The 23,381-nt window shown below is 33.6% G+C and carries 20 protein-coding genes; 16 read left to right on the plus strand and 4 right to left on the minus strand.

The genetic code is table 11. From position 1 onward, the window contains the following. Positions 1-5 precede the first annotated feature (5 nt). From rsmA to nadE, 12 genes are all read left to right on the plus strand, one after another. Positions 6-800 (plus strand): 16S rRNA (adenine(1518)-N(6)/adenine(1519)-N(6))-dimethyltransferase RsmA, encoded by a 795-nt coding sequence (gene rsmA / locus HGP29_RS15100; protein ID WP_168883253.1) that lies wholly within the window; start codon positions 6-8, stop codon positions 798-800. 170 nt (positions 801-970) lie between these two features. Continuing rightward, positions 971-2,095 (plus strand): DNA-processing protein DprA, encoded by a 1,125-nt coding sequence (gene dprA, locus HGP29_RS15105; protein ID WP_168883254.1) that lies wholly within the window; start codon positions 971-973, stop codon positions 2,093-2,095. A 1-nt stretch (position 2,096) separates the two neighbouring features. Then, positions 2,097-3,224: a glycerate kinase gene (locus HGP29_RS15110; RefSeq protein ID WP_168883255.1), complete on the plus strand. Its 1,128-nt coding sequence runs from the start codon at positions 2,097-2,099 to the stop codon at positions 3,222-3,224. A 195-nt stretch (positions 3,225-3,419) separates the two neighbouring features. Next, complete coding sequence (locus HGP29_RS15115) at positions 3,420-5,762, plus strand: M1 family metallopeptidase (protein ID WP_168883256.1); 2,343 nt, start codon at positions 3,420-3,422, stop codon at positions 5,760-5,762. A 66-nt stretch (positions 5,763-5,828) separates the two neighbouring features. Then, the gene (locus HGP29_RS15120) at positions 5,829-8,099 is read left to right on the plus strand and encodes a M1 family metallopeptidase (RefSeq protein ID WP_168883257.1); all 2,271 of its coding nucleotides are present in this window, start codon (positions 5,829-5,831) and stop codon (positions 8,097-8,099) included. Between the two features lie 71 nt (positions 8,100-8,170). Further along, complete coding sequence (locus HGP29_RS15125) at positions 8,171-8,572, plus strand: YkvA family protein (RefSeq protein WP_168883258.1); 402 nt, start codon at positions 8,171-8,173, stop codon at positions 8,570-8,572. A gap of 260 nt (positions 8,573-8,832) precedes the next feature. Further along, positions 8,833-9,492 carry a DUF4136 domain-containing protein gene (locus HGP29_RS15130; RefSeq protein ID WP_168883259.1) on the plus strand — a complete coding sequence of 220 codons (660 nt, stop codon included), beginning with the start codon at positions 8,833-8,835 and terminating at the stop codon, positions 9,490-9,492. 9 nt (positions 9,493-9,501) lie between these two features. Next, positions 9,502-10,101, plus strand: coding sequence for an OmpW family outer membrane protein (locus HGP29_RS15135; RefSeq protein WP_168883260.1), 600 nt, complete (start codon positions 9,502-9,504; stop codon positions 10,099-10,101). 166 nt (positions 10,102-10,267) lie between these two features. Continuing rightward, complete coding sequence (locus HGP29_RS15140; protein ID WP_168883261.1) at positions 10,268-11,230, plus strand: metal-dependent transcriptional regulator; 963 nt, start codon at positions 10,268-10,270, stop codon at positions 11,228-11,230. Then, the gene (locus HGP29_RS28745; RefSeq protein WP_211093302.1) at positions 11,217-11,993 is read left to right on the plus strand and encodes a FeoB small GTPase domain-containing protein; all 777 of its coding nucleotides are present in this window, start codon (positions 11,217-11,219) and stop codon (positions 11,991-11,993) included. The genes HGP29_RS15140 and HGP29_RS28745 overlap by 14 nt, the downstream gene beginning before the upstream one ends. After that, positions 11,983-13,419 (plus strand): ferrous iron transporter B, encoded by a 1,437-nt coding sequence (locus HGP29_RS15145; protein ID WP_211093303.1) that lies wholly within the window; start codon positions 11,983-11,985, stop codon positions 13,417-13,419. The genes HGP29_RS28745 and HGP29_RS15145 overlap by 11 nt, the downstream gene beginning before the upstream one ends. A 152-nt stretch (positions 13,420-13,571) precedes the next feature. Then, a complete protein-coding gene (gene nadE / locus HGP29_RS15150; protein WP_168883262.1) occupies positions 13,572-15,563 on the plus strand; it encodes an NAD(+) synthase in 1,992 nt (663 codons plus the stop codon). A gap of 43 nt (positions 15,564-15,606) precedes the next feature. On the opposite strand, the gene HGP29_RS15155 is transcribed toward nadE, so the two are convergent. Next, positions 15,607-16,182 (minus strand): hypothetical protein, encoded by a 576-nt coding sequence (locus HGP29_RS15155; RefSeq protein WP_168883263.1) that lies wholly within the window; start codon positions 16,180-16,182, stop codon positions 15,607-15,609. Positions 16,183-16,332: 150 nt separating this feature from the next. Between HGP29_RS15155 and HGP29_RS15160 the strand changes: the two genes are divergently transcribed. Together HGP29_RS15160 and HGP29_RS15165 are read left to right on the plus strand one after the other, a co-directional pair. Continuing rightward, a complete protein-coding gene (locus tag HGP29_RS15160) occupies positions 16,333-16,839 on the plus strand; it encodes an HIRAN domain-containing protein (protein ID WP_168883264.1) in 507 nt (168 codons plus the stop codon). A 45-nt stretch (positions 16,840-16,884) separates the two neighbouring features. Next, positions 16,885-17,526 (plus strand): YceI family protein, encoded by a 642-nt coding sequence (locus HGP29_RS15165; RefSeq protein ID WP_168883265.1) that lies wholly within the window; start codon positions 16,885-16,887, stop codon positions 17,524-17,526. A gap of 7 nt (positions 17,527-17,533) precedes the next feature. On the opposite strand, the gene HGP29_RS15170 is transcribed toward HGP29_RS15165, so the two are convergent. Genes HGP29_RS15170 through miaA form a run of 3 tightly spaced genes read right to left on the minus strand, consistent with a single transcriptional unit; the run spans position 17,534 to position 20,070 of the window. Then, positions 17,534-18,295: a DUF4184 family protein gene (locus tag HGP29_RS15170; protein ID WP_168883266.1), complete on the minus strand. Its 762-nt coding sequence runs from the start codon at positions 18,293-18,295 to the stop codon at positions 17,534-17,536. Between the two features lie 24 nt (positions 18,296-18,319). Then, complete coding sequence (locus tag HGP29_RS15175) at positions 18,320-19,072, minus strand: DUF4184 family protein (RefSeq protein ID WP_168883267.1); 753 nt, start codon at positions 19,070-19,072, stop codon at positions 18,320-18,322. A gap of 38 nt (positions 19,073-19,110) precedes the next feature. Further along, positions 19,111-20,070 (minus strand): tRNA (adenosine(37)-N6)-dimethylallyltransferase MiaA, encoded by a 960-nt coding sequence (miaA, locus tag HGP29_RS15180; protein WP_168883268.1) that lies wholly within the window; start codon positions 20,068-20,070, stop codon positions 19,111-19,113. Between the two features lie 220 nt (positions 20,071-20,290). Here miaA and HGP29_RS15185 point away from each other — a divergent pair, with 220 nt between their 5' ends. Together HGP29_RS15185 and HGP29_RS15190 are read left to right on the plus strand one after the other, a co-directional pair. After that, positions 20,291-21,700, plus strand: a complete 1,410-nt coding sequence (locus tag HGP29_RS15185) for a PP2C family protein-serine/threonine phosphatase (protein ID WP_211093304.1) — start codon at positions 20,291-20,293, stop codon at positions 21,698-21,700. A gap of 79 nt (positions 21,701-21,779) precedes the next feature. Further along, positions 21,780-23,264 (plus strand): MltF family protein, encoded by a 1,485-nt coding sequence (locus HGP29_RS15190; RefSeq protein WP_168883270.1) that lies wholly within the window; start codon positions 21,780-21,782, stop codon positions 23,262-23,264. Positions 23,265-23,381: the final 117 nt, after the last annotated feature.

The following is a 23,381-nucleotide window of genomic DNA, read 5'->3' on the forward strand; positions in this document are numbered from 1 at the left end:
AATATATGGCTTACGTCAAACCTAAAAAACATTTAGGACAGCATTTCCTAGAAGACATGCAAATTGCACAAGACATTGTAGACGCAATGTCTTCTTATGGTGGGTATAATGAAATCTATGAGATCGGTCCAGGTACTGGTGTACTCACAACGAGATTATTGAAAAAAGAGGAGTACAAAACAACAGTCATTGAAATTGATACTGAATCTGTACATTACCTTAAAGATGTTGTGGGAATGCCTCAAGAACAAGTTATTGAAGGTGACTTCTTAAAACTTGACTTCGATAAAATTGCACCACATCCCGTTGGTTTAATTGGTAACTTCCCTTATAATATCTCAACACAAATTTATTTTAAGATCCTTGCTCATAAGGATCAAATCACTGAATGTGTTGGAATGATCCAAAAAGAAGTAGCTGATAGGATTGCATGTAAAACAGGTGGTAGAACTGCAGGAATATTGACAATTCTTGTACAAGCTTTCTATGATGTAGATTATTTATTTACTGTACCTCCAACCGTTTTTAATCCTCCTCCAAAAGTAGATTCTGCTGTCATTTCTTTAAGGAGAAACGATAGAAAGCAACTTCCATGTTCAGAAGAACTCTTTTTCAAAGTAGTTAAACAAGCTTTTTCTACTCGTAGAAAGACTTTAAGAAACGCAATGAAACCTATGGGGTTATCTCCTGAACTTCTTAAAAATGAGATTTTCAATAAAAGAGCCGAAGCATTAACTGTAGAAGATTTTATTGAATTAACTTGTAATGTAGAAGAAGATAGAAAAAAACAACAAGATTAACTTGTTGCTTATATTCAAAAAACGCCTAAATATTTATCATCAGTATTTAGGCCTTTTTTTTATTACCGTCACCCTTTATGTTTATTTTATTATCAATACACTCTTGATTTTTAGTCATTTTTATTAAATTGAGCAAAATAAATATACTTAACGAATCACAAGCTCAAAACATGACAATTACTCAAGATAAGTTCTATGAACTTTGGCTAAATAATATTCCAGGTATTGGAGGTGCAACTTGCAAACTATTAATAAGTCATTTAGGTTCTGCAGAAGAAGTTTTTAAAGCAAAAAAAAATACGCTCCATAAAATCAATGGTATTGGAGTTCATACACTTCAAGTTATTGATAAATACAGGTCTCAGTTAGTAAAAATCGAAAATGAAGTAAAAAAGATTGAGGCTTCCAATGTAAAAATACTTACATACACAGATAAGGAATTTCCTGTTAGATTAAAACTCCAAAAAGATGCCCCCTATTTGTTGTATTTAAAAGGTCAAGCTAAAAGTTTACACTCTAAGAAAACCGTTGCAATTGTAGGTTCTAGAGGAGCCAATCAGTATGGTAAACTAGTAACGGAGAAAATTATTTCCGACTTATCTCAATTTAAGGACTTATGCATTGTTAGTGGATTAGCGTATGGCATAGATATTTATGCACATAGAGCTGCATTACAAAATCAATTGGGCACAGTAGGAATTATGGCTAATGGCTTAAGCAAGGTCTATCCAGCAATTCATAAAAAAACTGCTCAAGAAATGATTGAAGATCCAAAAAGTGGGTTAATTACAGAAAACTTGATGGACGCAGAGCCTGATGGCCCAAAATTCCCTGCTAGAAATAGAATCATTGCAGGTCTTGCCGATGTTATCATTGTTGTACAAGCAAAAAAGAAAGGAGGTGCTTTAATTACGGCAGATATCGGTAATAGCTATCATAAAGATGTTTTTGCAGTTCCGGGGTTAATTAATGATCCTTTAGCAGAAGGCTGTAATAACTTGATCAAATACCAGAAGGCTCATTTATATTCCGAAATAAAGGATGTGATTACTAAAATGAATTGGGATCTAACTTCGAGTGCTCCTACTCGCCAAACTAAACTCTTCGACACTCAAAATCTTAGTGATGAAGAAAAAACTGTTGTATCATTACTTCAAAAAAGCGAATTTCATATTGAGGAAATTGCTATTCAATCAGAAACTCCGCTTCCTAAAATTGCCGGTACTCTTTTACAGCTTGAATTAAAGGGTATGGTAAAAATGAAACCTGGCAATATGTATTCTCTAAAACAATAAAATGAAAATATTAGTAGCCCCAAATGCATTCAAAGGTAGCCTTTCTGCATTTGACGTTGCCCAAGTAATCAAGAAGAATTGGTCAATTCATCGACCTGATGATGAGATAATAATGAAACCATTAGCCGATGGTGGTGATGGATTTGAACACGTCATTGCAAAAGAAAAGAATGCAGATTGGATCAATGTTCTATCAGTAGATCCTATTGGTAGGCCATTTCAATCTGGGTATTATCGGATAAATAACGCAACTGCTGTGATGAGTTTAGCATCATTATGTGGTATTGCAACAATTACTCCTAGTCCTATTAATGCATTAGAAGCAAATACCGAAGGTCTTGGTATGGCGATTAAACATGCTATTTCATCTGGTTGCAAAGAGATAATTATTGGTTTAGGTGGTAGTGCATCCACTGATTTTGGTCTAGGTGCATTATATCAGTTAGGTTTGAAGTGTTATACATTCGATAACCAAAAGATTATTCCTAAAGGAGGAAATTTACATCTTATTGAAAAGTTTGATGATACTGATCTAATAGAATTAATTGGAGGTATAGATTTTTATCTTGCTGTGGATGTAAAAAACACATTAGTTGGTAAAAATGGTTGTTCTCATGTATTTGCCCCACAGAAAGGAGCCACCGAATCTGAAGTAGAACTTTTAGAAAGTAATATTCATCATATAGGACTTCTCACAGAGAAAATGTTAAATAAAGAGGTTATTCAATTAGAAGGTGGTGGTGCTGCTGGAGGAACAGCCGCAGGTTTTTATTCTTTTCTAAACGCTCATATTATGAACGGTAGTGAGTTTGTGATGGAACTTCTAAATATTCATGATTCTATTGAAAAGAGTGATTTAATTATTACAACAGAGGGAAAGTTTGATCAACAATCATTGGAAGGAAAATTACCCTATCAAATCGCTCAACTAGGAAATAAATATAATAAACCTGTCATCGCATTTGTTGGGAGTAGTGATATTAATTCCAACGACCCAAAGAATCCATTTTATTGTATTTTTTCAATAAATAATGAGTTTACTTCTATTGATACTGCGATAAAAAATACGAAGAAGAATTTAAGTGAATGTATACAACAGTTTACTAAAATCTTATCATTGGATAAATAACTCAGATAATTAATTTTTCTTATTAAAAGATTAAAAAAATAGGATATTTTTTATCAAATTGCGAGACGTTGGAAACCATCTCATCTTATTTAGAGAAAAATTTCTAATACTACCATTAATCGGTATTGTTGAATACAATCTCCATTATCCGATTTTTTAAACATAAAGTTCATTTAATTAGCAACTTCCACCTCTATGACAAAGACTATCAAATTGGTAGCTTCTCTGTTCATAACATTAGCATGTACATCTTACAGCTTTGGACAGAAAGAATTCTATAACAACAACAAATTCAAACAGTTAGACGAAGAACTTCCTACGCCTAATGTTTACAGAACGGGAGCCGGTGCCCCAGGCCCAGAATACTGGCAGCAGCAAGCAGATTATGTTATCGAAGCGACAATTGACGAGGACAAAAAAAGATTAACTGGTTCTGAAACTGTCACTTATTACAACAATTCGCCTGAAGTTCTTACATATTTATGGATCCAATTAGATCAAAATATGAGAGCTACTGATTCTGACACTTACAAAATTCGTCAGAATCACATTGGTGAAAAAACAAATATCAATCAGTTAGCAGCAATCGATGGCTTTCCAGAATATGATGGTGGCCATAAGATTCAAAAAGTAACTGATGCTGACGGTAACGCTCTAAAATACACAATCAATAAAACAATGATGCGTATTGACCTTCCTAAAGAATTAAAGAAGGGTGAAACGTTTACATTTAACATTGATTGGTATTACAACATCAATGACCGTCTATTAATGGGTGGCCGTGGTGGCTATGAAACATTTGCGGAAGATGGCAATACAATTTTCACTATCACACAGTGGTTCCCAAGAATGGCTGTTTATGATGACTTTAACGGTTGGCAAAACAAACAATTCTTAGGTAATGGTGAGTTTGCTTTAACTTTTGGCGACTATGATGTAAAAATCACAGTACCATCTGACCATATTGTTGCATCAACTGGTGAATTACAAAACCCTAAAGATGTTTTAACTTCAGAGCAGATTGATTTATTTGAGAAAGCAAAAACTTCTGAAACACCAGTAGTTATCGTTTCTCAAAAGGAAGCGACAAAAAAGGAAAAATCTAAAGCAACGGATACTAAAACTTGGCATTATAAAGCTGATAATGTAAGAGATTTTGCTTTTGGTTCATCACGTAAATTCATTTGGGATGCTATGGGTGTTGACATCAATGGCAAAACAGTAATGGCAATGTCATACTACCCGAAAGAAGCAAATCCTTTGTATGGACAATATTCTACTGAAGCAGTTGCTCATACTTTAGAAGTGTATTCTAAGTATACAATCGATTACCCTTACCCTGTTGCTATTTCTGTAGAAGCATCAAACGGTATGGAATATCCTATGATCTGTTTCAACTATGGTCGTCCAGAAAAAGATGGAACTTACTCTCCTCGTATTAAGTACGGAATGATTTCAGTAATTATTCATGAGGTAGGTCACAACTTCTTCCCTATGATTGTCAACTCTGACGAACGTCAGTGGACTTGGATGGATGAAGGTTTAAATACTTTCTGCCAATATTTAGCTGAACAAGAATGGGAAGATGGTTATCCTTCTAGAAGAGGACCAGCTGAAAATATTGTTAACTACATGAAAGGTGAGCAAAACAATATTGTTCCTATTATGACAAACTCTGAGTCATTAAAACAATTTGGTAATAATGCCTACGGAAAACCTGCTACAGCTCTTAATATCTTAAGAGAAACAATTATGGGTAGAGAGCTTTTTGATTACGCTTTTAAAGAGTATGCTCAAAGATGGGCTTTCAAGCACCCTAAACCAGCAGATTTCTACAGAACAATGGAAGATGCTTCTGCAGTAGACTTAGATTGGTTCTGGAGAGGTTGGTTCTTTACTACTGAGCCTGTAGATATCTCTATTAAAGAGGTTACTGTTGAGGAATTAGATACTCAAAACCCTAAAGTTGAAGTAGCGAAAAGAAAAGCAGAAAGAGATGCTCAACCGAAGGATATCACAACGATCCACAACGAAGAAGCTAAATTGGTGACTCGTGTGGACGAAAGACCTGAATTAAAAGATTTCTACAATAGCTATGATCCTCTAGATGCTGATCTGGAAGATTATGAAAACTACAAGAAATACAAAGCTGGTCTTAACGAAGCGGATAAAGCATGGTTAGCGAAGAAACATTTTGTTTATCAAGTAGACTTTGAAAACGTTGGTGGTTTACCAATGCCAATTATCATTGAACTACAATATGCAGATGGTTCATCAGATAAAAAGTACATTCCTGCTGAAATCTGGAGAAAAGATGACAAAGTGGTTTCTAAAGTATTTGTATGTGAAAAAGAGGTTACTCAGTTTGTACTAGATCCAAATAGAGAAACAGCCGATATCGATACAGACAACAACTACTTCCCGCGTAAGCCTGAAGTAAGTAGATTCCAATTGTATAAGTCTGGTGCTAACCAACCAAGAACTTATGACAGCGGACGTCTTAATCCAATGCAAAAAGCAAAGAAGAACAAAAAGTAATTCTTTTTCAATATTAAACTATCGACCTACATTTCACTTTGTAGGTCGATTTTTATTTTATAACCAATGAGATTTCAACTCCCTCTTATATTAATCTTATCGCTAGGTTCTCTTTTAGTTTATGGGCAAAAGGAGAGCTATAATAACAATAAGTTTAAACAATTAGACGAAGAACTTCCCAACCCTAATTCATACAGAACAGGATCAGGTGCTCCGGGGCATAAATATTGGCAACAGAAAGCCGATTATGTAATTGAAGCATCACTTGATGAAGCTAAGAATCAGTTACATGGTGAAGAGACCATTACTTATTTTAATAATTCACCGAGTCCAATAAAGTACCTTTGGGTACAACTGGATCAGAATATGAGAGCTACTAATTCTAATACTTATAAGATCTCTCAAAATAAAATTAAAGAAACTGCAAGCCCGAAAGATTTTGCAAGAATAGATGGGTATCCTGACTATGATGGTGGCCATAAAATACAAGAAGTAACAGACCAAAATGGGCAACCACTTCCCTACACTATCAATCAGACAATGATGCGTATTGATTTACCTCAAGTATTGAAGTCAAATGAAAATATCGTTTTCAATATCAAATGGTACTATAATATTAATGATAGAAAACTGATGGGTGGCCGTGGTGGTTACGAAACTTTTGCTGATGGCAACACTCTTTATACCATCACTCAGTGGTTTCCAAGAATGGCTGTTTATGATGATGTAAATGGATGGCAAAACAAACAATTTTTGGGTAATGGTGAGTTCGCTTTAACTTTTGGTGATTACGATGTAAAATTCACAGCTCCTGCTGATCACATTGTTGGTGCAACAGGTGTTTTACAAGATTCTACTATCCTATCTGAAGAAATCAGAGAAAGATTAGAACAAGCAAAATATAGTGAAAAACCTATCGAAATTGTCACTAAGAAAGAAGTCATCAAAAAAGAGAAAAAGAAAGGGAAAGTAAAAGGAACAACAACATGGCATTATAAAGCTGAAAACGTTCGAGACTTTGCATTAGGTTCCTCAAGAAAATTTATTTGGGATGCTATGGGAGTAGAAATGGGCGATAAAATTGTTATGGCAATGTCCTATTACCCTAAAGAAGCTTATGAATTATATAGCAGGTATTCTACTGAAGCAGTCGCACATACCTTAGATGTTTACAGCAGAATGACATTTGATTATCCATATCCAGTGGCAATTTCTGTTGAAGCAAACAACGGTATGGAGTATCCAATGATCTGTTTTAATTATGGTAGAGTTGATAAAGAAGGGCATTATACGAAACGTACTAAGTATGGAATGCTTTCAGTGATTATCCATGAAGTAGGTCACAACTACTTCCCTATGATTGTCAACTCTGATGAAAGACAATGGACTTGGATGGACGAAGGCTTAAACTCTTTCCTACAATTCGTTGCAGAACAAGAGTGGGAAGAAAATTATCCATCTATGGAAGGTTTTCCAAGAACTGTTGTCGATTATATGAAAGGTAACCCCGACAACATATCTCCTATTATGACTAACTCTGAGTCAATTCATCAGTTTGGATGGAATGCGTATTCTAAACCTTCAGTGGCTTTAAATATTCTTAGAGAAACTGTTATGGGTAGAGAATTATTTGATTACGCATTTAAGACTTATGCTAATAGATGGATGTTTAAACACCCTACTCCTGCTGATTTCTTTAGAACAATGGAAGATGCTTCGGGGGTTGATCTAGATTGGTTCTGGAGAGGATGGTTCTATACTATTGAACCTTGTGATATAAGTATTAAAAATGTTGTTTATGATCAACTGAATACAAAAAATCCAGAGATTGAATCTGCTAGATTGAAAGCGGAAAGAGATCAGAAAACTCCAGATATCACTACTATTCATAATCAAGAAGAAGGACTAACAACTCGTTTGGAGAAAAAACCAGAGTTAAAAGACTTCTACAACAGTTATGATGAATATGACTATAACACAGAAGATGTAGAAAGATATAAAAAATACGATGCCTCATTAAACGAAAATGATAAAGCTTGGATTAAAGAAAATAAGCACATTTATCAAGTAGATTTTGAGAATGTTGGAGGTTTAGTTATGCCTATCATTATTGAGTTTACATATCAAGATGGAAGCAAAGAAAAAAGGTATATCCCAGCCGAGATTTGGAAGAACAGTGATCAAGTAGTATCAAAAGTATTTATTTTAGATCAAGAAGTAAGTTCTTTTACACTAGATCCAAATAAAGAAACTGCAGATATTGATTACTCCAATAATTACTTCCCTCGACATGAAGAAGTAAATAGGTTTAAATTATATAAATCAAAAAAGCATTAATCTTTTAAGCCATCATTGAAGAATGATGGCTTTTTTGTTATTTTTATTATACACATTAGAATGTATGAATAATGAATAAAACAGAAATTGCTAAACTCGCTGGAGAACAACTGATAAAATTTTCCTCAAAATTTACAGATAAAGGTTTTTGGTCTAAAGTGATGAAATTTGCGAGAAAAGCAGGATTAAAAATCACCTATTATGCCGTCACACTTTATTATACGATGCTAGATGAAGATACACCCTATGCTTCAAAGTTAGTCATCATGGGAGCTTTAGGTTATTTTATTCTACCCGTTGATTTAATTCCAGATATAGCTCCAGGGATTGGTTTTACTGATGATCTTGCAGCATTAACTTCTGCATTTGTTACAGTCGCAATGCATATCAAACCAGAACATAAAGAAAAAGCATTGATACAAATACAAAAGATTTTTAAAGAAGCAATTACAGAAAGTGAAGTCGATTTTTAATAAGTATACAATAAAATATTTCAAAAAATCCACTCTATACCATGTTATGTAGAGTGGATTTTTTTTATTGTGTACAATACTATCAACCTGTTTAAATAATTTAATTTTAACACCATCAATTTACTGAAAAAACAAAAAAGCTTAATCTCTATTAATTATAACTAAAAACACTGTCCCCTTGGAACCCTTCTATGTCTGAAAGGTATAAAACATTATCAGAAACTTAATTTTATTAAACGATTACCAAACCATCTATCAAAATGAAAACTTATCGATTAAAAAGTATCTCAATGCTGGCTATACTGACTGCATTGTTGATAGGGTGTAATCCTCAGGGTCCTGAATATGTTTCGGACTATGACGTTGTTATCACTAATTACGACAAAGAGAAAGTGGATGAATTTGCCGAAGCTAAGACTTTTGGCATTCCTTGGAAAGTAGTTCATGTAGGTGACACTACAGAATACGAACCAACAGAATTTGACATTAAGGTACTTGAAACCACTAGACAACAGTTAGAAGACAGAGGCTATACTTTTATTCCTGAAACTAGCAATGATAAACCCGACATCATTGCGTTGTGTTATTCAGTAACAACCACAACAGTCTACACTTGGTGGGATTGGTGGGGTGGCTACCCAGGTTGGGGTTATCCAGGATGGGGATTCCCAGGTTGGGGTTACCCAGGTTATGGATATCCAATTAGAGGTGTTGCCGCATACCAAAAAGGAACTGTGCTAATTGAGATTGCTGATAATGAACCTGTAAACCTTCCGGCTGAAGAAGAAGTAGAATTCCCTATTCTATGGGAAGGTGTAACGAATGGATACACAACAAATACAGCAGATGAAATTCGAAGAGTAGAAAAGAATATCATCCAAATGTTTACACAATCAGAATACATTCAAGCATCTAACTAATAACAGACAATGAGAAAATTATTTACTTTAGTAGCATCTATAGTACTATTGTCTACTAGTGCTACATTTGCTCAGGATAAGATCATTTCACTGTCATATAGTATGGCAGTTCCTTCAGGGAATACAAACGCATTTATTAATGATGCCAGTTTCCGAGGTGGTACTTTTGAATACCGTCAATTTATAAACCCTCAAATGAGTTTAGGCTTCTCTGTAGGGTATCAAAGATTCTACCAAAGCAAAGGGTATACGACGGTACCATTACCAGATGGTGATGGTCATCTTTCTGGTCAAGAATATTCATATATTGACCAATTTCCATTAATGGCGACTTATCACTATTATTTCGGTCTTGAAGGTGGTGTAAGACCTTATGCAGGAATTGGTGTTGGTGCAGCTCATTATGAATACACTAGCCAAATTGGTTCAATTGCTTCAGTAGGCAAACAATGGCATTTCAATGTTGCTCCTGAAGTGGGTGTATTAGTACCGATTGGTAATACAACATATTTCCATACGAATATTAAATACAATTACGCAGCAGCAGCTGGTGGTTTTGATGCTCAATCTTATTGGGGATTTAATATTGGATTAGCTTTTGATTTATAAAAACAACTGCAATTCCTGTAAATATGAAGGCAAGTGATATTATCACTTGCCTTTTTTGTATTATTTGACGTATATCATTAAACATTTTTAGGTAAGCCTAAAAATTATATTTATTTTTGTAATAAAGCATGAATACACTGTCGTAAATTTTCTAAGAAAGTTCTAAATGAGAAGTATTATCAATTGGATAACAGGTAAATGGAACTCTACTCCTCAAATGTTTATTGAAGAAGATATTTTAAAAATCATCTTCAAAATAAATGAGGACAAGTTAACTATTTGTAAAAAGGATATTTTAGAAAAACTAGACTATCCCCAAGATTCGATTGAGAAAGCGATAGCAACTCTCCTATTCTACAATGAAATATCAGAGGATAAAGAATACTTTGAGATTGAAGAAAAAGGAAAAAAGAGAGCAATAAAACTGATAAGAAAACATAGGATTTACGAGAAATATCTAGCCGAAAAAACGGGCTTTTCTAAATCTAATTGGCATCATAAGGCTGAAAAAAAAGAGCATCTTTTAACGGATGAACAGGTAGATAATATGGAAAAGGAATTAGGCTTCCCTAAGTTTGATCCTCATGGAGATCCTATTCCAACAAAAGATGGTGTCTTACCTAAACTAAAAGGTAAAACTTTAAATTTAGTTACATCAAGCACCATCGTTAAAATTATCCATATGGAAGATGAGCCACATGACATCTATAAATCTCTGATAAAAAAGGAGATACACATGGGATCGATCATGAAAGTTCAAAAACAATCCAATGGTACTATCGATTATTATACTGAAGGGAAACATCTCAAACTATCAAAAAAGGAAGCAAAAAATCTTCAGGTAGTAATTATTGAACAACTTGATGACATTCCTATGGGTGTTATAAGACTCACTGCATTAAAATCTAATGAAAAAGCCATTATCACTGGCTTATCTTCTGAATGTAGAGGCATCAATAGGAGAAGATTATTGGATTTAGGTTTTGTAAAGGGAACAAAAATTAGCATTGGAATGGTTAGCCCAATGCAAGACCCTAAAGCTTTCTTGATAAGAGAGACTTTAATTGCACTAAGAAAAGAACAAACAGATATGATTTTAATTAAAAAATTAGATCATGACACAAAATAATACAAGTCCTGTTTGTGATACATGCAAACAGAATCCCAATGGAAGATTAAAAAGATTGGGTGTTGAAATTGAAAATAGTGATTATGTCATTGCCTTAGCAGGAAACCCTAATACAGGAAAAAGTACTGTATTTAATAGTTTAACAGGCTTAAAGCAACATACAGGTAATTGGCCTGGGAAAACAGTTGGAAGAGCTGAAGGTGGATTTGTTTACGATGACAGTAGTTATAAACTTATAGATTTACCGGGTACTTATTCCTTAATGTCTACTTCAGAAGATGAAGAGATTGCAAGAAACTTTATACTTTTCGGAAAACCAGATGTTACCATCATAGTAGTTGATGCAGGTAGACTCGAAAGAAATTTAAATCTTACCTTACAAATATTAGAAATCACAGATAAGGCTGTATTGTGTGTGAACCTTATCGATGAAGCAAAAAGACATAATATTGAAGTAGATACCCGAACACTTTCTAAAGAACTCGGAATTCCAGTCGTAGAAACTTCCGCTATTAGAGGTGTAGGTATATCTGAACTTTTAAGAACAGTAGACGATGTAGCTCAAGGTAAAATTATTTGTCAGCCACATAGAATAAAAAATGTTCCTAAAAGAATAGACAAGGAGATCAATAAAATTCAAAAATCAATCGAACAACTCTACCCCGGTTTACCAAATAGCCGATGGATAGCGTTTCGATTATTGGATGGAGATCAAGATATTATAAAAGCCATCAAAAATGGCGAATTTATAAATGACAGATAAAATAATGGACAAACCTCAAAGTATTGATGATCTTTTAAATGAAGCTGCCGAAACAAGATGGGAAGTTGGGCAAGATTTTCATGATCAACTGTCAGAAAGTATATATGCAAATGCAGCAAACATTGCAGACAAAACAGTAATCAGAACAAACGAAAAGGAGAAATTCAATTTCGATAGAGCAGTAGATAGAATTGTTACAAGTCCAATATGGGGCTTCCCTATCATGTTTCTAGTACTTTCAATCGTATTATGGTTAACAATTGTAGGCTCAAACTATCCTTCTCAATTTTTAGCATTTATATTATTAGATAACGTCTATGTTTGGATTAGAGAATTTACCTCTTCTACATTACCATGGTGGTTATCTGGTTTCTTGGTGGATGGTGTATTCTTAAGTCTCGCTTGGGTAATATCAGTGATGCTTCCTCCAATGGCTATTTTCTTCCCAATGTTTACAATTTTAGAAGATCTTGGTTACTTACCTAGAATTGCTTTTAATTTAGATAAGTTGTTTAGGAAATCTGGGGCTCATGGAAAACAAGCATTAACTATGAGTATGGGTTTTGGGTGTAATGCAGCAGGTGTTGTTGCTACAAGAATAATTGATAGTCCTAGAGAACGATTAATTGCCATTATCACCAATAACTTTTCACTTTGTAATGGACGCTGGCCTACTCAAATACTATTAGCTACCATATTTATTGGGGCTATGGTACCTGATCAGTATAAAACATTGGTTGCTACTTCTGCAGTTATTGGTGTAGCACTACTAGGAATTACTCTTACATTCTTGGTATCAATGTTTTTATCCAAAACCATGTTAAAGGGAGAAGTATCATCATTTACATTAGAACTTCCTCCTTACCGTAAGCCAAGAATCCTTCAGACAATTTATACCTCACTTATTGATCGAACTCTTATCGTTCTTTGGAGGGCATGTTTATTTGCCGCTCCAGCTGGTGCAATGATTTGGTTAGTATGTAATATTAATGTTGGTGAAGTTTCCATCGCAGAATGGCTAATACATTCTTTCGATTATTTTGGTTGGTTAATTGGATTAAACGGGGTGATTCTACTAGCATATATACTTGCAATCCCTGCCAATGAAATTGTGATGCCTACCATCTTAATGTTGACTGTTATGACAACAACAATTACAGGATATGGAGAAGGCAATGGTGTTATGTTTGAATTAGACAGTATGTCAAATACACATGATGTATTGGTTGCAGGCGGATGGACCTTATTGACAGCCATCAATGTCATGCTATTCAGTCTGATCCATAACCCTTGTAGTACAACCATATACACTATTTACAAAGAAACAAATAGTATCAAGTGGACTACAGTAGCATCTATCCTACCTGTAATTATGGGCTTTTTAGTTTGCTTCATAGTCACTCAATGTTATTACTTATTAAGTTAGAAAAACATTTCATTTATGATAAGGTTCAAGTATATCAGATGCTTGAACCTTTTTTGATCTAAGAAATTTTAGAAATCATCTTAAAAAGTAATGCATCACATTAAAATCAGGTGTAATTCATTATTTTTGTAAGATCATTCAAAACGATAAATATGACGAATTTAATTAAAGTTGGTGGTGCAGAACTTAACCAAACTCCATTGGATTGGACCAACAACTTTCAAAATATATTAGAGGCAATAAATACCGCTAAGGAGAATAAAGTCTCAATCCTTTGTTTACCAGAATTATGTCTTACTGGCTACGGTTGTGAAGATGCTTTTTATGCTCCAAATACAGAGCAGCAAGCATTAAAACTATTGGGTCAATTATTACCACACACAAAAGATTTAGTTGTTTCTGTGGGGTTGCCTTTAAGACATCAAAATAAACTATACAATACTGTTGCTTTAATTGCTGATCAAGAAATCCTTGGGTTTGTTGCCAAAAAGCATCTTGCGGGGAATGGTATACATTATGAACCAAGATGGTTCACTCCTTGGAAAGACGGTGAAAGTGGTACTATAACCTTTGATGATCATTTCACTTCAGTACTAGGAACAAATTCATTCCCTTTTGGAGATCTCTTATTTGATGTAAAAGGCGTAAGAATTGGTTTTGAAATTTGTGAAGATGCCTGGGTAGCCAATAGACCAGGTCGATCTTTGTACGCCAACGGTGTTGATATCATTCTAAATCCTTCTGCTAGTCATTTTGCTTTTGATAAATTAGATGTTAGAAAACGTTTTGTACTTGAAGGATCAAGAGCTTATGGCGTTGGTTACATTTATGCCAATCTGTTAGGTAATGAATCTGGCAGGGCAATCTATGATGGAGGTGTTATGATCGCGCTATCTGGAAAGCTTTTGTCTATTAGTAAAAGGTTTGCCTTTTATAATTACAAAGTAACAACTGCCACTTTTGATTTAGATGTAGCTCGTTTAGCACAAATTCAAAGTCATACTTCCAATACAGGTACAGCAAGTCATACAGTCGTTAATTCATCTTTCGAAATCCCAAGAACAGTCCCTGAGAAACATATTCCAGTTGAAGAAAGTTGGGAGCACTCTGTAAATATCAAAGAGGAAGAATTTGGTAGAGCCGTTGCTCTAGGACTTTTTGATTACATGAGGAAAAGTTTCTCTAAAGGATTTGTGGTATCCCTTTCTGGAGGTGCTGACTCTTCTGCCATTGTCACATTAATTCATTTAATGATTAAAATGGGTATTGAAGACCTTGGTATAGATGGGTTTAAAAAGAAATTAAGTTACTTCTCTACTTTAAAGGAATGTGATACAGATGAAGCACTTTGCGAGCTAATTCTAACGACTGCTTATCAGCCGACTGAAAATTCTGGTGATGTCACTTTAAATGCTGCTGAATCATTAGCAAAAGCTGTTGGGGCCACTTTCTATAATGTCAATGTAAACCCAATGTTTAAAGGGTATGTGAATGCTATAGAAAATGCGCTTGGCAGATCATTAGGTTGGGATACCGATGATATCACATTACAAAATATACAAGCGAGAGTACGCGCCCCTTCCGTATGGATGTTAGCTAATATTAATGGTGCTTTATTATTATCTACTTCAAATAGATCAGAAGCTGCCGTTGGTTATGCAACAATGGATGGTGATACTTCTGGAGGTTTAAGTCCTATTGCTGGTATCGACAAAAATTACCTTAGAAGTTGGTTACGTTGGATGGAAACAAATGGACTTGACAACAAATGGAATATTCCTGCTCTTAAGTTTGTGAATGAACAGCAACCTACTGCAGAATTACGTCCAAAAGATTCTAAACAAACCGACGAAGCAGATTTAATGCCTTATGATATTTTAGAAGAAATTGAAAAGCTAGCAATCAGAGATAAAAAATCTCCAAAAGAATGTCAGCTTTTCCTCTCTGCAAATCACCCAGAGGCTTCTCAAGAAACTATAAATGCATGGATCACAAAATTCTTTAGGCTTTGGAGTCGAAATCAATGGAAAAGAGAACGCTATGCTCCTTCATTCCATTTGGATGATAAAAACCTCGATCCTAAAACTTGGTGTAGATTCCCAATTTTATCAGGAGGATTCAATCAAGAACTTGGAGAGCTATAACAAAAAAAGCCTGTCGAAATCACTAATCGACAGGCTTTTTTTATTAATCATACTTTTTATGAAGAATTTCATTCATAATAAAAGCATCTCTAATTCTATTAGGACTTTTAAATAGTCCTGAAATATCTTTCTTAGCTTTTTTCTTTTTTGGCTTAGCGTTTCTCTTCTTTCTTCGTTCTTTCCTCTCTTCCTCAATATCATCAACTACATAATCATCCTTCCAATTATAATCATCATCATCTACAGGAGAATTATTTCTTCTTAGTGGAGATACATTTGTGGGGTTATAATCTCTTAAATCTTCCCTTAACTCCTCTTCCGCTCTTTCTGGATCTAGTGGATTTAATTGACGTTGTTGCTCCTGAATTTTACCTGGATCAATTAATATGTTTAATAAATCTTTAAAAGATGCAGGAGCCTGAGTTGATGAAGGTTGTTTCTGAAACTCTTCGGGATAGTCTTCCTTTTCTACAAATTCTTCTTCCTTTGGAGGAACAATATTCTGTGATGTAATATTTTGATGAGGTTTCTTTTTCTCTGATTTCTTACCCAAATTTGAGAGAAACCAATAAACTCCAACTCCAATTATTGAAAAAATGATCTCTTGAATACTATCCATATTGGTTTTATTTAAAAAAATCTGAGTTAATATTAATTACATGATTGTAAGCATAAATATAATCATTCTTACAAAATTGTTTCATGTATTTTTTTAAGAACTGAAGGTTTCTATTAATTTCGAGAAAAATACTATAACTAAACTCTGAATATGACTCTTGTATTAGCATTAATTGTTATTGGCGGATTATTAATATTTTTTTTAATTCTTAATCAAAAAAGTAAGAAAAAGAAAAAAGCCATCCAAGCACAAAAAAAGCTAGAGATGGACAGATATGACAGGTATATGAGAAGGTTTGATGACCCTTCTTGCCTAACTAAACTTGAACCTACATCTTCAAAAGTTGCTGGTACAAGATATGCTAATGATGATACAGGAGAAAATCGTCAGACAATTCTAAAAGCAACAAAAGAAGGTGAACTTCTTATGCTTATTCCCGATGAGTTGAATCGATATGACAATGCCGCTATTAAAATCATGCGATTAAATGGTAAGCAAATTGGATTTTTAGATATGGATGCTTCACTAGAAATAAAATCTAGGTTAATTAATAGATCTCCTGTTGAAGCAAAAGTCTCTAAAATATATGAGAAAGGCGGTGTATTAGAATGTGATATAGAATTGCAGCGTTATAGTAGGAAAATTAAAAAACAATAGGATTAGACAATCCTTTTAATAACTAAACATAAAAGTTCATTTATAATGAAAAATCTAGCAAAAGGCCTTATCGGTATCTTATTACTTTCAGCGGTAGCTTGTTCATCACCTTCAAACTCATCAAAAGAAGAAACTTCAAATAAAAAGGAAGTAGCTACAGAAAGTGCTTCTTACTCTTATGATGCAGCGGCCACTCAAGTTGCATTTACAGCTTTTAAAACTACTGATAAAGTTCCTGTTGGTGGTAAGTTTATGCAATTTGAAGCTACTCCTGCTGAGGCTTCAGTAAGCAACCCAATCGATATCTTGAATAACTTAAAGTTTTCAATTCCAGTAAGCTCAATCGAAACAAATGATAAAGGCAGAAACGGTAAAATTGTGAAGTATTTCTTTGGTACTTTAGCTTCTACTGAAAACATCTCTGGTGTTATAAAAAGCGTGTCTAATGGAAAAGCATTAGTAAGTATCACTATGAATAACATTACAAAAGATGTTGAATTAACAGCAAAAGCAAGCGACAATGTTGTTCTTGTAAAAGGTGCAATTGATGTAGCTAATTGGGATGGTATTGGAGCTATCGACGCATTAAATAAGATCTGTTATGACTTACACAAAGGTGCAGATGGTAAAAGTAAATTATGGTCTGAAGTTGATCTGGTAATTAAATCAAAATTAGCTTCTAACTAAGACAAAATCACAAGCCGTACTTCTTTAAAAAGTGCGGCTTTTTTATTTTTCCATGTAATGCAAGCCACCATCTAAAGCAAACGATATTTAAAGAAAAGAAGCTAGCTCCTCCAATCACAATTCCCCAATTCCATAATATCATTGGGTCTCCTAAAACATAATACCTGAATGTACTTATCAAGAAAATACCAAAAGTCACTTCGATAAAGAATTGAATTGACCAGAAACTCGTTTTCACCCTAACATAAGTCTTCTTCCAGTCAAATGATATAATGATTAACCATAAACAATTTAATGCTCCAAAAATTGAAACAGCTATCCATATTATTAAATGAATATTCATCGTTATGGTATCGGTTACTTGCACTTCAGTAAATAAGTAAGGTAAATCTTTGACAAAATACCCTTCCTCTCCTGTAATTGCATCCAATAAAAAATGTGTAGCAATACCTACAGATAAAGAAAATAATATCTGGAAAAATGAATAATGTCGGGTTTGTTCATAATACACATGGAACCGTATTGGGCTTACATTGGTCAACACCGGACGAATGATCCAATAATTCAAATAATAAATCATTAAACCCGCCGGAATATCAAATAAGAAAATTCCAAATACTGTATGCCCTACTTTATCACTTACTTGTAATTCCAAGAAGTGTTCAAAGTCTGGTATCATACTTCCTATAATTAAAGCAGAAACAGATAGAAAATGAGAATACCTAAATAATGGCAAGACTGCCATTGGGTGAGCAATAGGAATGGGCATATAGTTAATTAAGGTTATAATTCATTACAACATGATTTTCTGTTCTTTTAGTTTAGCTTCCTTTTTTAGTTTCAATTTTTTGATCAAATATTTCCAATGAAATGATGTAAATATTAAACTATACATCAACGACCCGCAAACAATCACTCCTGTTTTTAAATAATTATCTGGCAAAGTCATATTGTACATTCTTATAAATACTATCATTTCAGCTATCGTAAGCATTTCGATAAAAAAGAAATAATACAAATGGTCATATATCTTTTTTAAGGTACAATTAGATATATATTTTACAATCTGAATAAAAACAATGAATGTACCTAGAATTGAGAATGTATACCAATTAAAAATAAAAAGCTTAATATGGTTATAGCCGAACCTCGATAAATCAGTGGAAAGTATAGGAAGTCTTTTCACAAAGAAACCATTGGTTCCACTTACCCCATCTAAAATAAGATGAGATCCAATTCCAATAATAATTGAGACTAATACCCACTTTATTGATAAAGCTTTTGGTTTATCATTTATTTCAAATGGTAAAACTTCTTTTAGTACCGGGAAACATATTTTTTTCCATATAAAATAGAAAGCTAATGCTACGGGTATATCAAATAGGAAAACCCCTAATAAAGTATGGCCAAATTTTGAGCTAAAGTCTAAAATAAATAAATGCTCAAAGTCTGGAATAATACTACCTAGCAACAACCCTATAAAAGAAAGTTGCTTTATTTTTTTAAAAGGAAATATATATGCCGTGTGTGCAAAAGTAATGGGCATGTTAACAATGAGTGATTAATAATGATAGTATAATTTAATTATTTAGAGGAGGAATTAATAGTTGCTTTGACAAATTCGATTTTCCTTTCTAATTCCCATTCTACGGGCATCCAATTTATCTTCGTTTTTTTCTCCATTCTCCTAAACCACGTCATTTGACGTTTTGAAAATTGTTGTATTGATTTCAATAAAACCTCTCTCATCTCATCATATGTGATCTCTCCTTCAAGATACTCAGTAATATGACGATACTCTAAACCATAAGACTTTAATTTTCCTGACTCTATTCTCTCAAGTAATGATTTCACCTCATCAATCATCCCTTCTTCTAACCTCTCATTTAACCTTCTCTCTATTTTTGACCACCTTGTGTCTCGATCAATATTAATTGCAAAATTAAATGTTGGAAGGTTCTTAAATTCTACGGGTTTATAATGTGTTTCGGGTTTATATTTCAGAAAATACTCTATTTCTATAGCTCGCATTAATGATCTGGCTCTATGGCCAATCCCTTCTAATTGTTTTTTTTTATTAGGTACCAATTCAAGATAAAACTTTTGCATATCTTCTAGAGATTGGTTTTCCCATTCAGACCTCAATGCTTCATTCCTTGGAATCCAAACTTCGTCATAACCATCTAAAGTAACGGCTTCAATATATAAACCTGTTCCTCCACATAGAATAGGAATATGATTATTTTTTAATATTGTATCAACAGATTCTGCGTAAAGTTTTTGAAATAAATAAAGATTAAAATCTTCACCTGGCTCACAAATATCAATGAGATGATACGGAATATCTTTTCCTTTGATTTTGTATTCTGACAAGTCTTTACCAGTACCAATATCCATCCCTTTGAATACCTGTCTCGAATCAGCACTAATTACTTCTCCACCAATTTGACTGGATAAATGAGTTGCTAAAGATGTTTTACCACTCGCTGTTGGCCCTGTAATAACAATTAATGGAGTATTATTTAAAGATTTTTCTTGTGACATACTAATATTCAATGACGTTCTTCAAAAAAGAATACGATATTATAATATAACAAATGTAATACATCGATTACAGAACTTTAGTATTTGGTTTGTCATTAAAATTGAATACCTCTACTCTAAACTTTCAGTGTTAAAGGCCCTAAAACAAAATATAAGAAAATCAATATTAAAAAGCACTCAGAGAGAAGCTGATAGAAACTTTTTCCTATTCTCATGTTTTATGTCCATAGGTGGTTTCACTTGGGGGCTATTGTCTTTATATTTCGAACTTGATATAGCTAGCGTTATCCCTATAGGTTATGTAATTTTTAGTATTTTCAATATCTATTTTTGGGTAAAGAAAGAAGACAAAGCAATTCATAAAGCACTACAAACTTTCTTTTCTATCCTCTTGCCTTTCATATTTCAATTAATATTAGGAGGAGCAAAATCGACTGGTGTTGTAATGATTTGGTCCTTATTTGCACTTACTGCAACACTTGCATTCTACAAAGGCAAAGCCTTAATGTATTGGCTCGGAATCTTTGTAGTATTACTCGGCATTGTCATCTTAGTAGACCATGAAATTGAATACATTACCCCAAAACAGTTAAGAAATTATCAGATCTTTAATATTCTATTACTGATTAATTTTTCAATGATATCTTCAATGCTATTCTTCTTGTCAAAGTTTTTTGTTGATCAGCAATTAAAGACAATGGATGAATTGGTCGAAACAAATGCCCAATTAATTGCTGCAGAAGAAGAAGTAAGACAAAACTCCGAGGAGATCTTTGTGATGAATGATATGCTGAAAGAGTCGAATAAAAAACTAGAGGGAGCTTATATTGAACTTGAAAAAACTAAAGACACAGAAATAGAAGCTATGAGCCACTCTATCTTTGAAAGTATAGATTATGCCAAACAAATTCAGAGTTGCTTTTTACCCCAAACCAATCGATTTAATGAAATCGTAAAAGACGGATTTATTCTCTTTAAACCTAGAGATGTTGTTTCTGGTGACTTTTACTGGTTTTATAAACAAGATCATTTTATTGTGATTGCAGCAGTTGATTGTACAGGTCATGGTGTTCCGGGTGCATTTATGTCTCTCTTAGGAGCAGAATCTTTAAACAGTATTATTGTTAATCGTCAGATTTTTGATTCTGCCGAAATTCTTAACCAATTAGACTATTTAATAAGAAAAAAGCTTAAGCAAGAAACTACAAACAATAAAGACGGAATGGATTTAGCCCTAACCGTTTTCAATACTCAAACGAAGATAGTTTCGTTTTCTGGTGCAAAAAATCCATTATGCTATACAAAGGATAATGAGCTAATAGTAATAAAGGGAGACCGACAACCTATCGGTATGTTCCATCCTGACCAAGCTCCCAAGGATTTTACAAAACACGAGTTTCCATACGATTCGAAGATGTGCTTTTACATGTATAGTGATGGTTTCCAAGACCAATTTGGTGGTGAAAAATTAAAAAAATTTATGCCCAAAAGACTTAAAGAAACTTTATTTAAGCACCATACAATGAGTATGAAAGTTCAAAACAGTCTATTGGATAGTACATTTAACTATTGGAAAAAAGACGAACAACAAACAGACGACGTACTTGTTATTGGGTTTTCTATAGATTAAAAAAAATTAACTTTTGGCATTTATTGTCGGTTATAATAGTATCTTTGCTAAGGACTAATTTTTTACTAACAACTAATTCATGATAGTTCGGTTTTACACTATTATCTCTTATTTCTTTATTTTTAGCATACTGTCTGCATGTAATACATCAAAAAAAAGTGATGTATCAGAAGCTACCGAAGTTGTTGTAGACACACCCGAAAAAGAGGAAATTATTTATAGCAACCATGATTTATCGGATATAAAAGAACGAGGAAAGTTAATTGCTCTTACTGCTTATAGCTCTACCTCTTATTTTGTATATAAAGGTGAAACTATGGGTTATGAGTATGAACTTTTAAAAAGACTTGCTGATGATCTAGACTTAGAACTTCATGTAAAAGTAAAAACCAATAGTGATAGCCTTAGAATTGCTTTACAAAAAGGTGAAGGTGATATTATTGCTTATGGTTTAGCTATCACAAAAGAAAGGCAAAAACTTGTTGATTTCACAAGCTCATTAATGAATATCAAACAGGTATTGGTACAAAGAAAACCTGAGAACTGGAGACATCTTCCAAAACATAAAATTGATAAAGCAGTAATCCGAAATGTAATTGAACTAAGAGATAAAGAAGTTCATGTTCGAGAAGGAACTCCCTATCAATTAAGATTAGAAAACTTAGAAGATGAAACTGGTGAAGACATCAATATTGTATTAGAAAACAAAAACATCTCTACTGAGGAATTAATTCACAGAGTAGCTGAAGGTAAAATCAATTACACAGTAGCTGATGAGAATATAGCTAAAGTAAATAATACCTATTACCCACAGCTGGATATTGAGACAGAAATCAGTTTTCCTCAACGTATCGCTTGGGCAACAAGAAAGCAATCCCCTCTCTTAAGAGATAAAGTAAGTCACTGGCTGGATTCAATGAAAAACACCACTGATTTTTATGTGATCTATAATAAATACTTTAAGAATACAAGGGCTCAACACAAAAGGTTCGACAGTAAGTATTTTAGTACTATTGAACATAGAGGTTTACTTTCTAAATATGATGACCTTATAAAAGAACAAGCAAAACCTTTAGGTTGGGATTGGAGGCTTTTAGCATCTTTGGTTTATCAAGAATCTAAATTCAACCCTAAAGCAAAATCATGGGTTGGTGCTGTAGGTTTAATGCAATTAATGCCTGCAACTGCAAAACAATATGGAGCCAACAACCCAAGAGATCCAAGACAAAATGTAAGAGCCGGCACTAAATATTTAAAGTGGCTTGAAGGCTTCTGGGATGGTATCGAAGATCCGAACGAAAGAATTAAATTTGTATTAGCTTCTTACAATGCTGGCCAAGGACATGTTCTTGATGCTCAAAGATTAGCTAAGAAATTTAACCATGACCCCAATGTTTGGAATGGTAATGTTGAAAAATATATGCTCCTGAAGAGTCATAAAAAATACTATAGAGATGAGGTTGTGAAATTTGGATATGCCAGAGGGAAAGAACCTGTCAATTATGTACAAAGTATCTTAGATCGATACGAAAGGTATAAAGAACTTCTCGATGCAAATCAATAGAAAAAAGCCTGTCAGATACAATTTGATAGGCTTTTTCAATGTTAGGAGAATGATTAATTAAAATCATCAATTTTAAGACTGTAACCTCTAACTCATTAGCATTAAGAAGGTTACAAT

Source organism: Flammeovirga agarivorans, from assembly GCF_012641475.1.
Lineage (GTDB): Bacteria > Bacteroidota > Bacteroidia > Cytophagales > Flammeovirgaceae > Flammeovirga > Flammeovirga agarivorans.

What these genes read in the sequence shown, in the direction of transcription:
- rsmA (WP_168883253.1), top strand. Translation starts at nt 6, where the DNA reads ATGGCTTACGTCAAACCTAAAAAACATTTAGGACAGCATTTCCTAGAA.
- dprA (WP_168883254.1), top strand. Translation starts at nt 971, where the DNA reads ATGACAATTACTCAAGATAAGTTCTATGAACTTTGGCTAAATAATATT.
- HGP29_RS15110 (WP_168883255.1), top strand. Translation starts at nt 2,097, where the DNA reads ATGAAAATATTAGTAGCCCCAAATGCATTCAAAGGTAGCCTTTCTGCA.
- HGP29_RS15115 (WP_168883256.1), top strand. Translation starts at nt 3,420, where the DNA reads ATGACAAAGACTATCAAATTGGTAGCTTCTCTGTTCATAACATTAGCA.
- HGP29_RS15120 (WP_168883257.1), top strand. Translation starts at nt 5,829, where the DNA reads ATGAGATTTCAACTCCCTCTTATATTAATCTTATCGCTAGGTTCTCTT.
- HGP29_RS15125 (WP_168883258.1), top strand. Translation starts at nt 8,171, where the DNA reads ATGAATAAAACAGAAATTGCTAAACTCGCTGGAGAACAACTGATAAAA.
- HGP29_RS15130 (WP_168883259.1), top strand. Translation starts at nt 8,833, where the DNA reads ATGAAAACTTATCGATTAAAAAGTATCTCAATGCTGGCTATACTGACT.
- HGP29_RS15135 (WP_168883260.1), top strand. Translation starts at nt 9,502, where the DNA reads ATGAGAAAATTATTTACTTTAGTAGCATCTATAGTACTATTGTCTACT.
- HGP29_RS15140 (WP_168883261.1), top strand. Translation starts at nt 10,268, where the DNA reads ATGAGAAGTATTATCAATTGGATAACAGGTAAATGGAACTCTACTCCT.
- HGP29_RS28745 (WP_211093302.1), top strand. Translation starts at nt 11,217, where the DNA reads ATGACACAAAATAATACAAGTCCTGTTTGTGATACATGCAAACAGAAT.
- HGP29_RS15145 (WP_211093303.1), top strand. Translation starts at nt 11,983, where the DNA reads ATGACAGATAAAATAATGGACAAACCTCAAAGTATTGATGATCTTTTA.
- nadE (WP_168883262.1), top strand. Translation starts at nt 13,572, where the DNA reads ATGACGAATTTAATTAAAGTTGGTGGTGCAGAACTTAACCAAACTCCA.
- HGP29_RS15155 (WP_168883263.1), bottom strand. Translation starts at nt 16,182, where the DNA reads ATGGATAGTATTCAAGAGATCATTTTTTCAATAATTGGAGTTGGAGTT.
- HGP29_RS15160 (WP_168883264.1), top strand. Translation starts at nt 16,333, where the DNA reads ATGACTCTTGTATTAGCATTAATTGTTATTGGCGGATTATTAATATTT.
- HGP29_RS15165 (WP_168883265.1), top strand. Translation starts at nt 16,885, where the DNA reads ATGAAAAATCTAGCAAAAGGCCTTATCGGTATCTTATTACTTTCAGCG.
- HGP29_RS15170 (WP_168883266.1), bottom strand. Translation starts at nt 18,295, where the DNA reads ATGCCCATTCCTATTGCTCACCCAATGGCAGTCTTGCCATTATTTAGG.
- HGP29_RS15175 (WP_168883267.1), bottom strand. Translation starts at nt 19,072, where the DNA reads ATGCCCATTACTTTTGCACACACGGCATATATATTTCCTTTTAAAAAA.
- miaA (WP_168883268.1), bottom strand. Translation starts at nt 20,070, where the DNA reads ATGTCACAAGAAAAATCTTTAAATAATACTCCATTAATTGTTATTACA.
- HGP29_RS15185 (WP_211093304.1), top strand. Translation starts at nt 20,291, where the DNA reads ATGTCCATAGGTGGTTTCACTTGGGGGCTATTGTCTTTATATTTCGAA.
- HGP29_RS15190 (WP_168883270.1), top strand. Translation starts at nt 21,780, where the DNA reads ATGATAGTTCGGTTTTACACTATTATCTCTTATTTCTTTATTTTTAGC.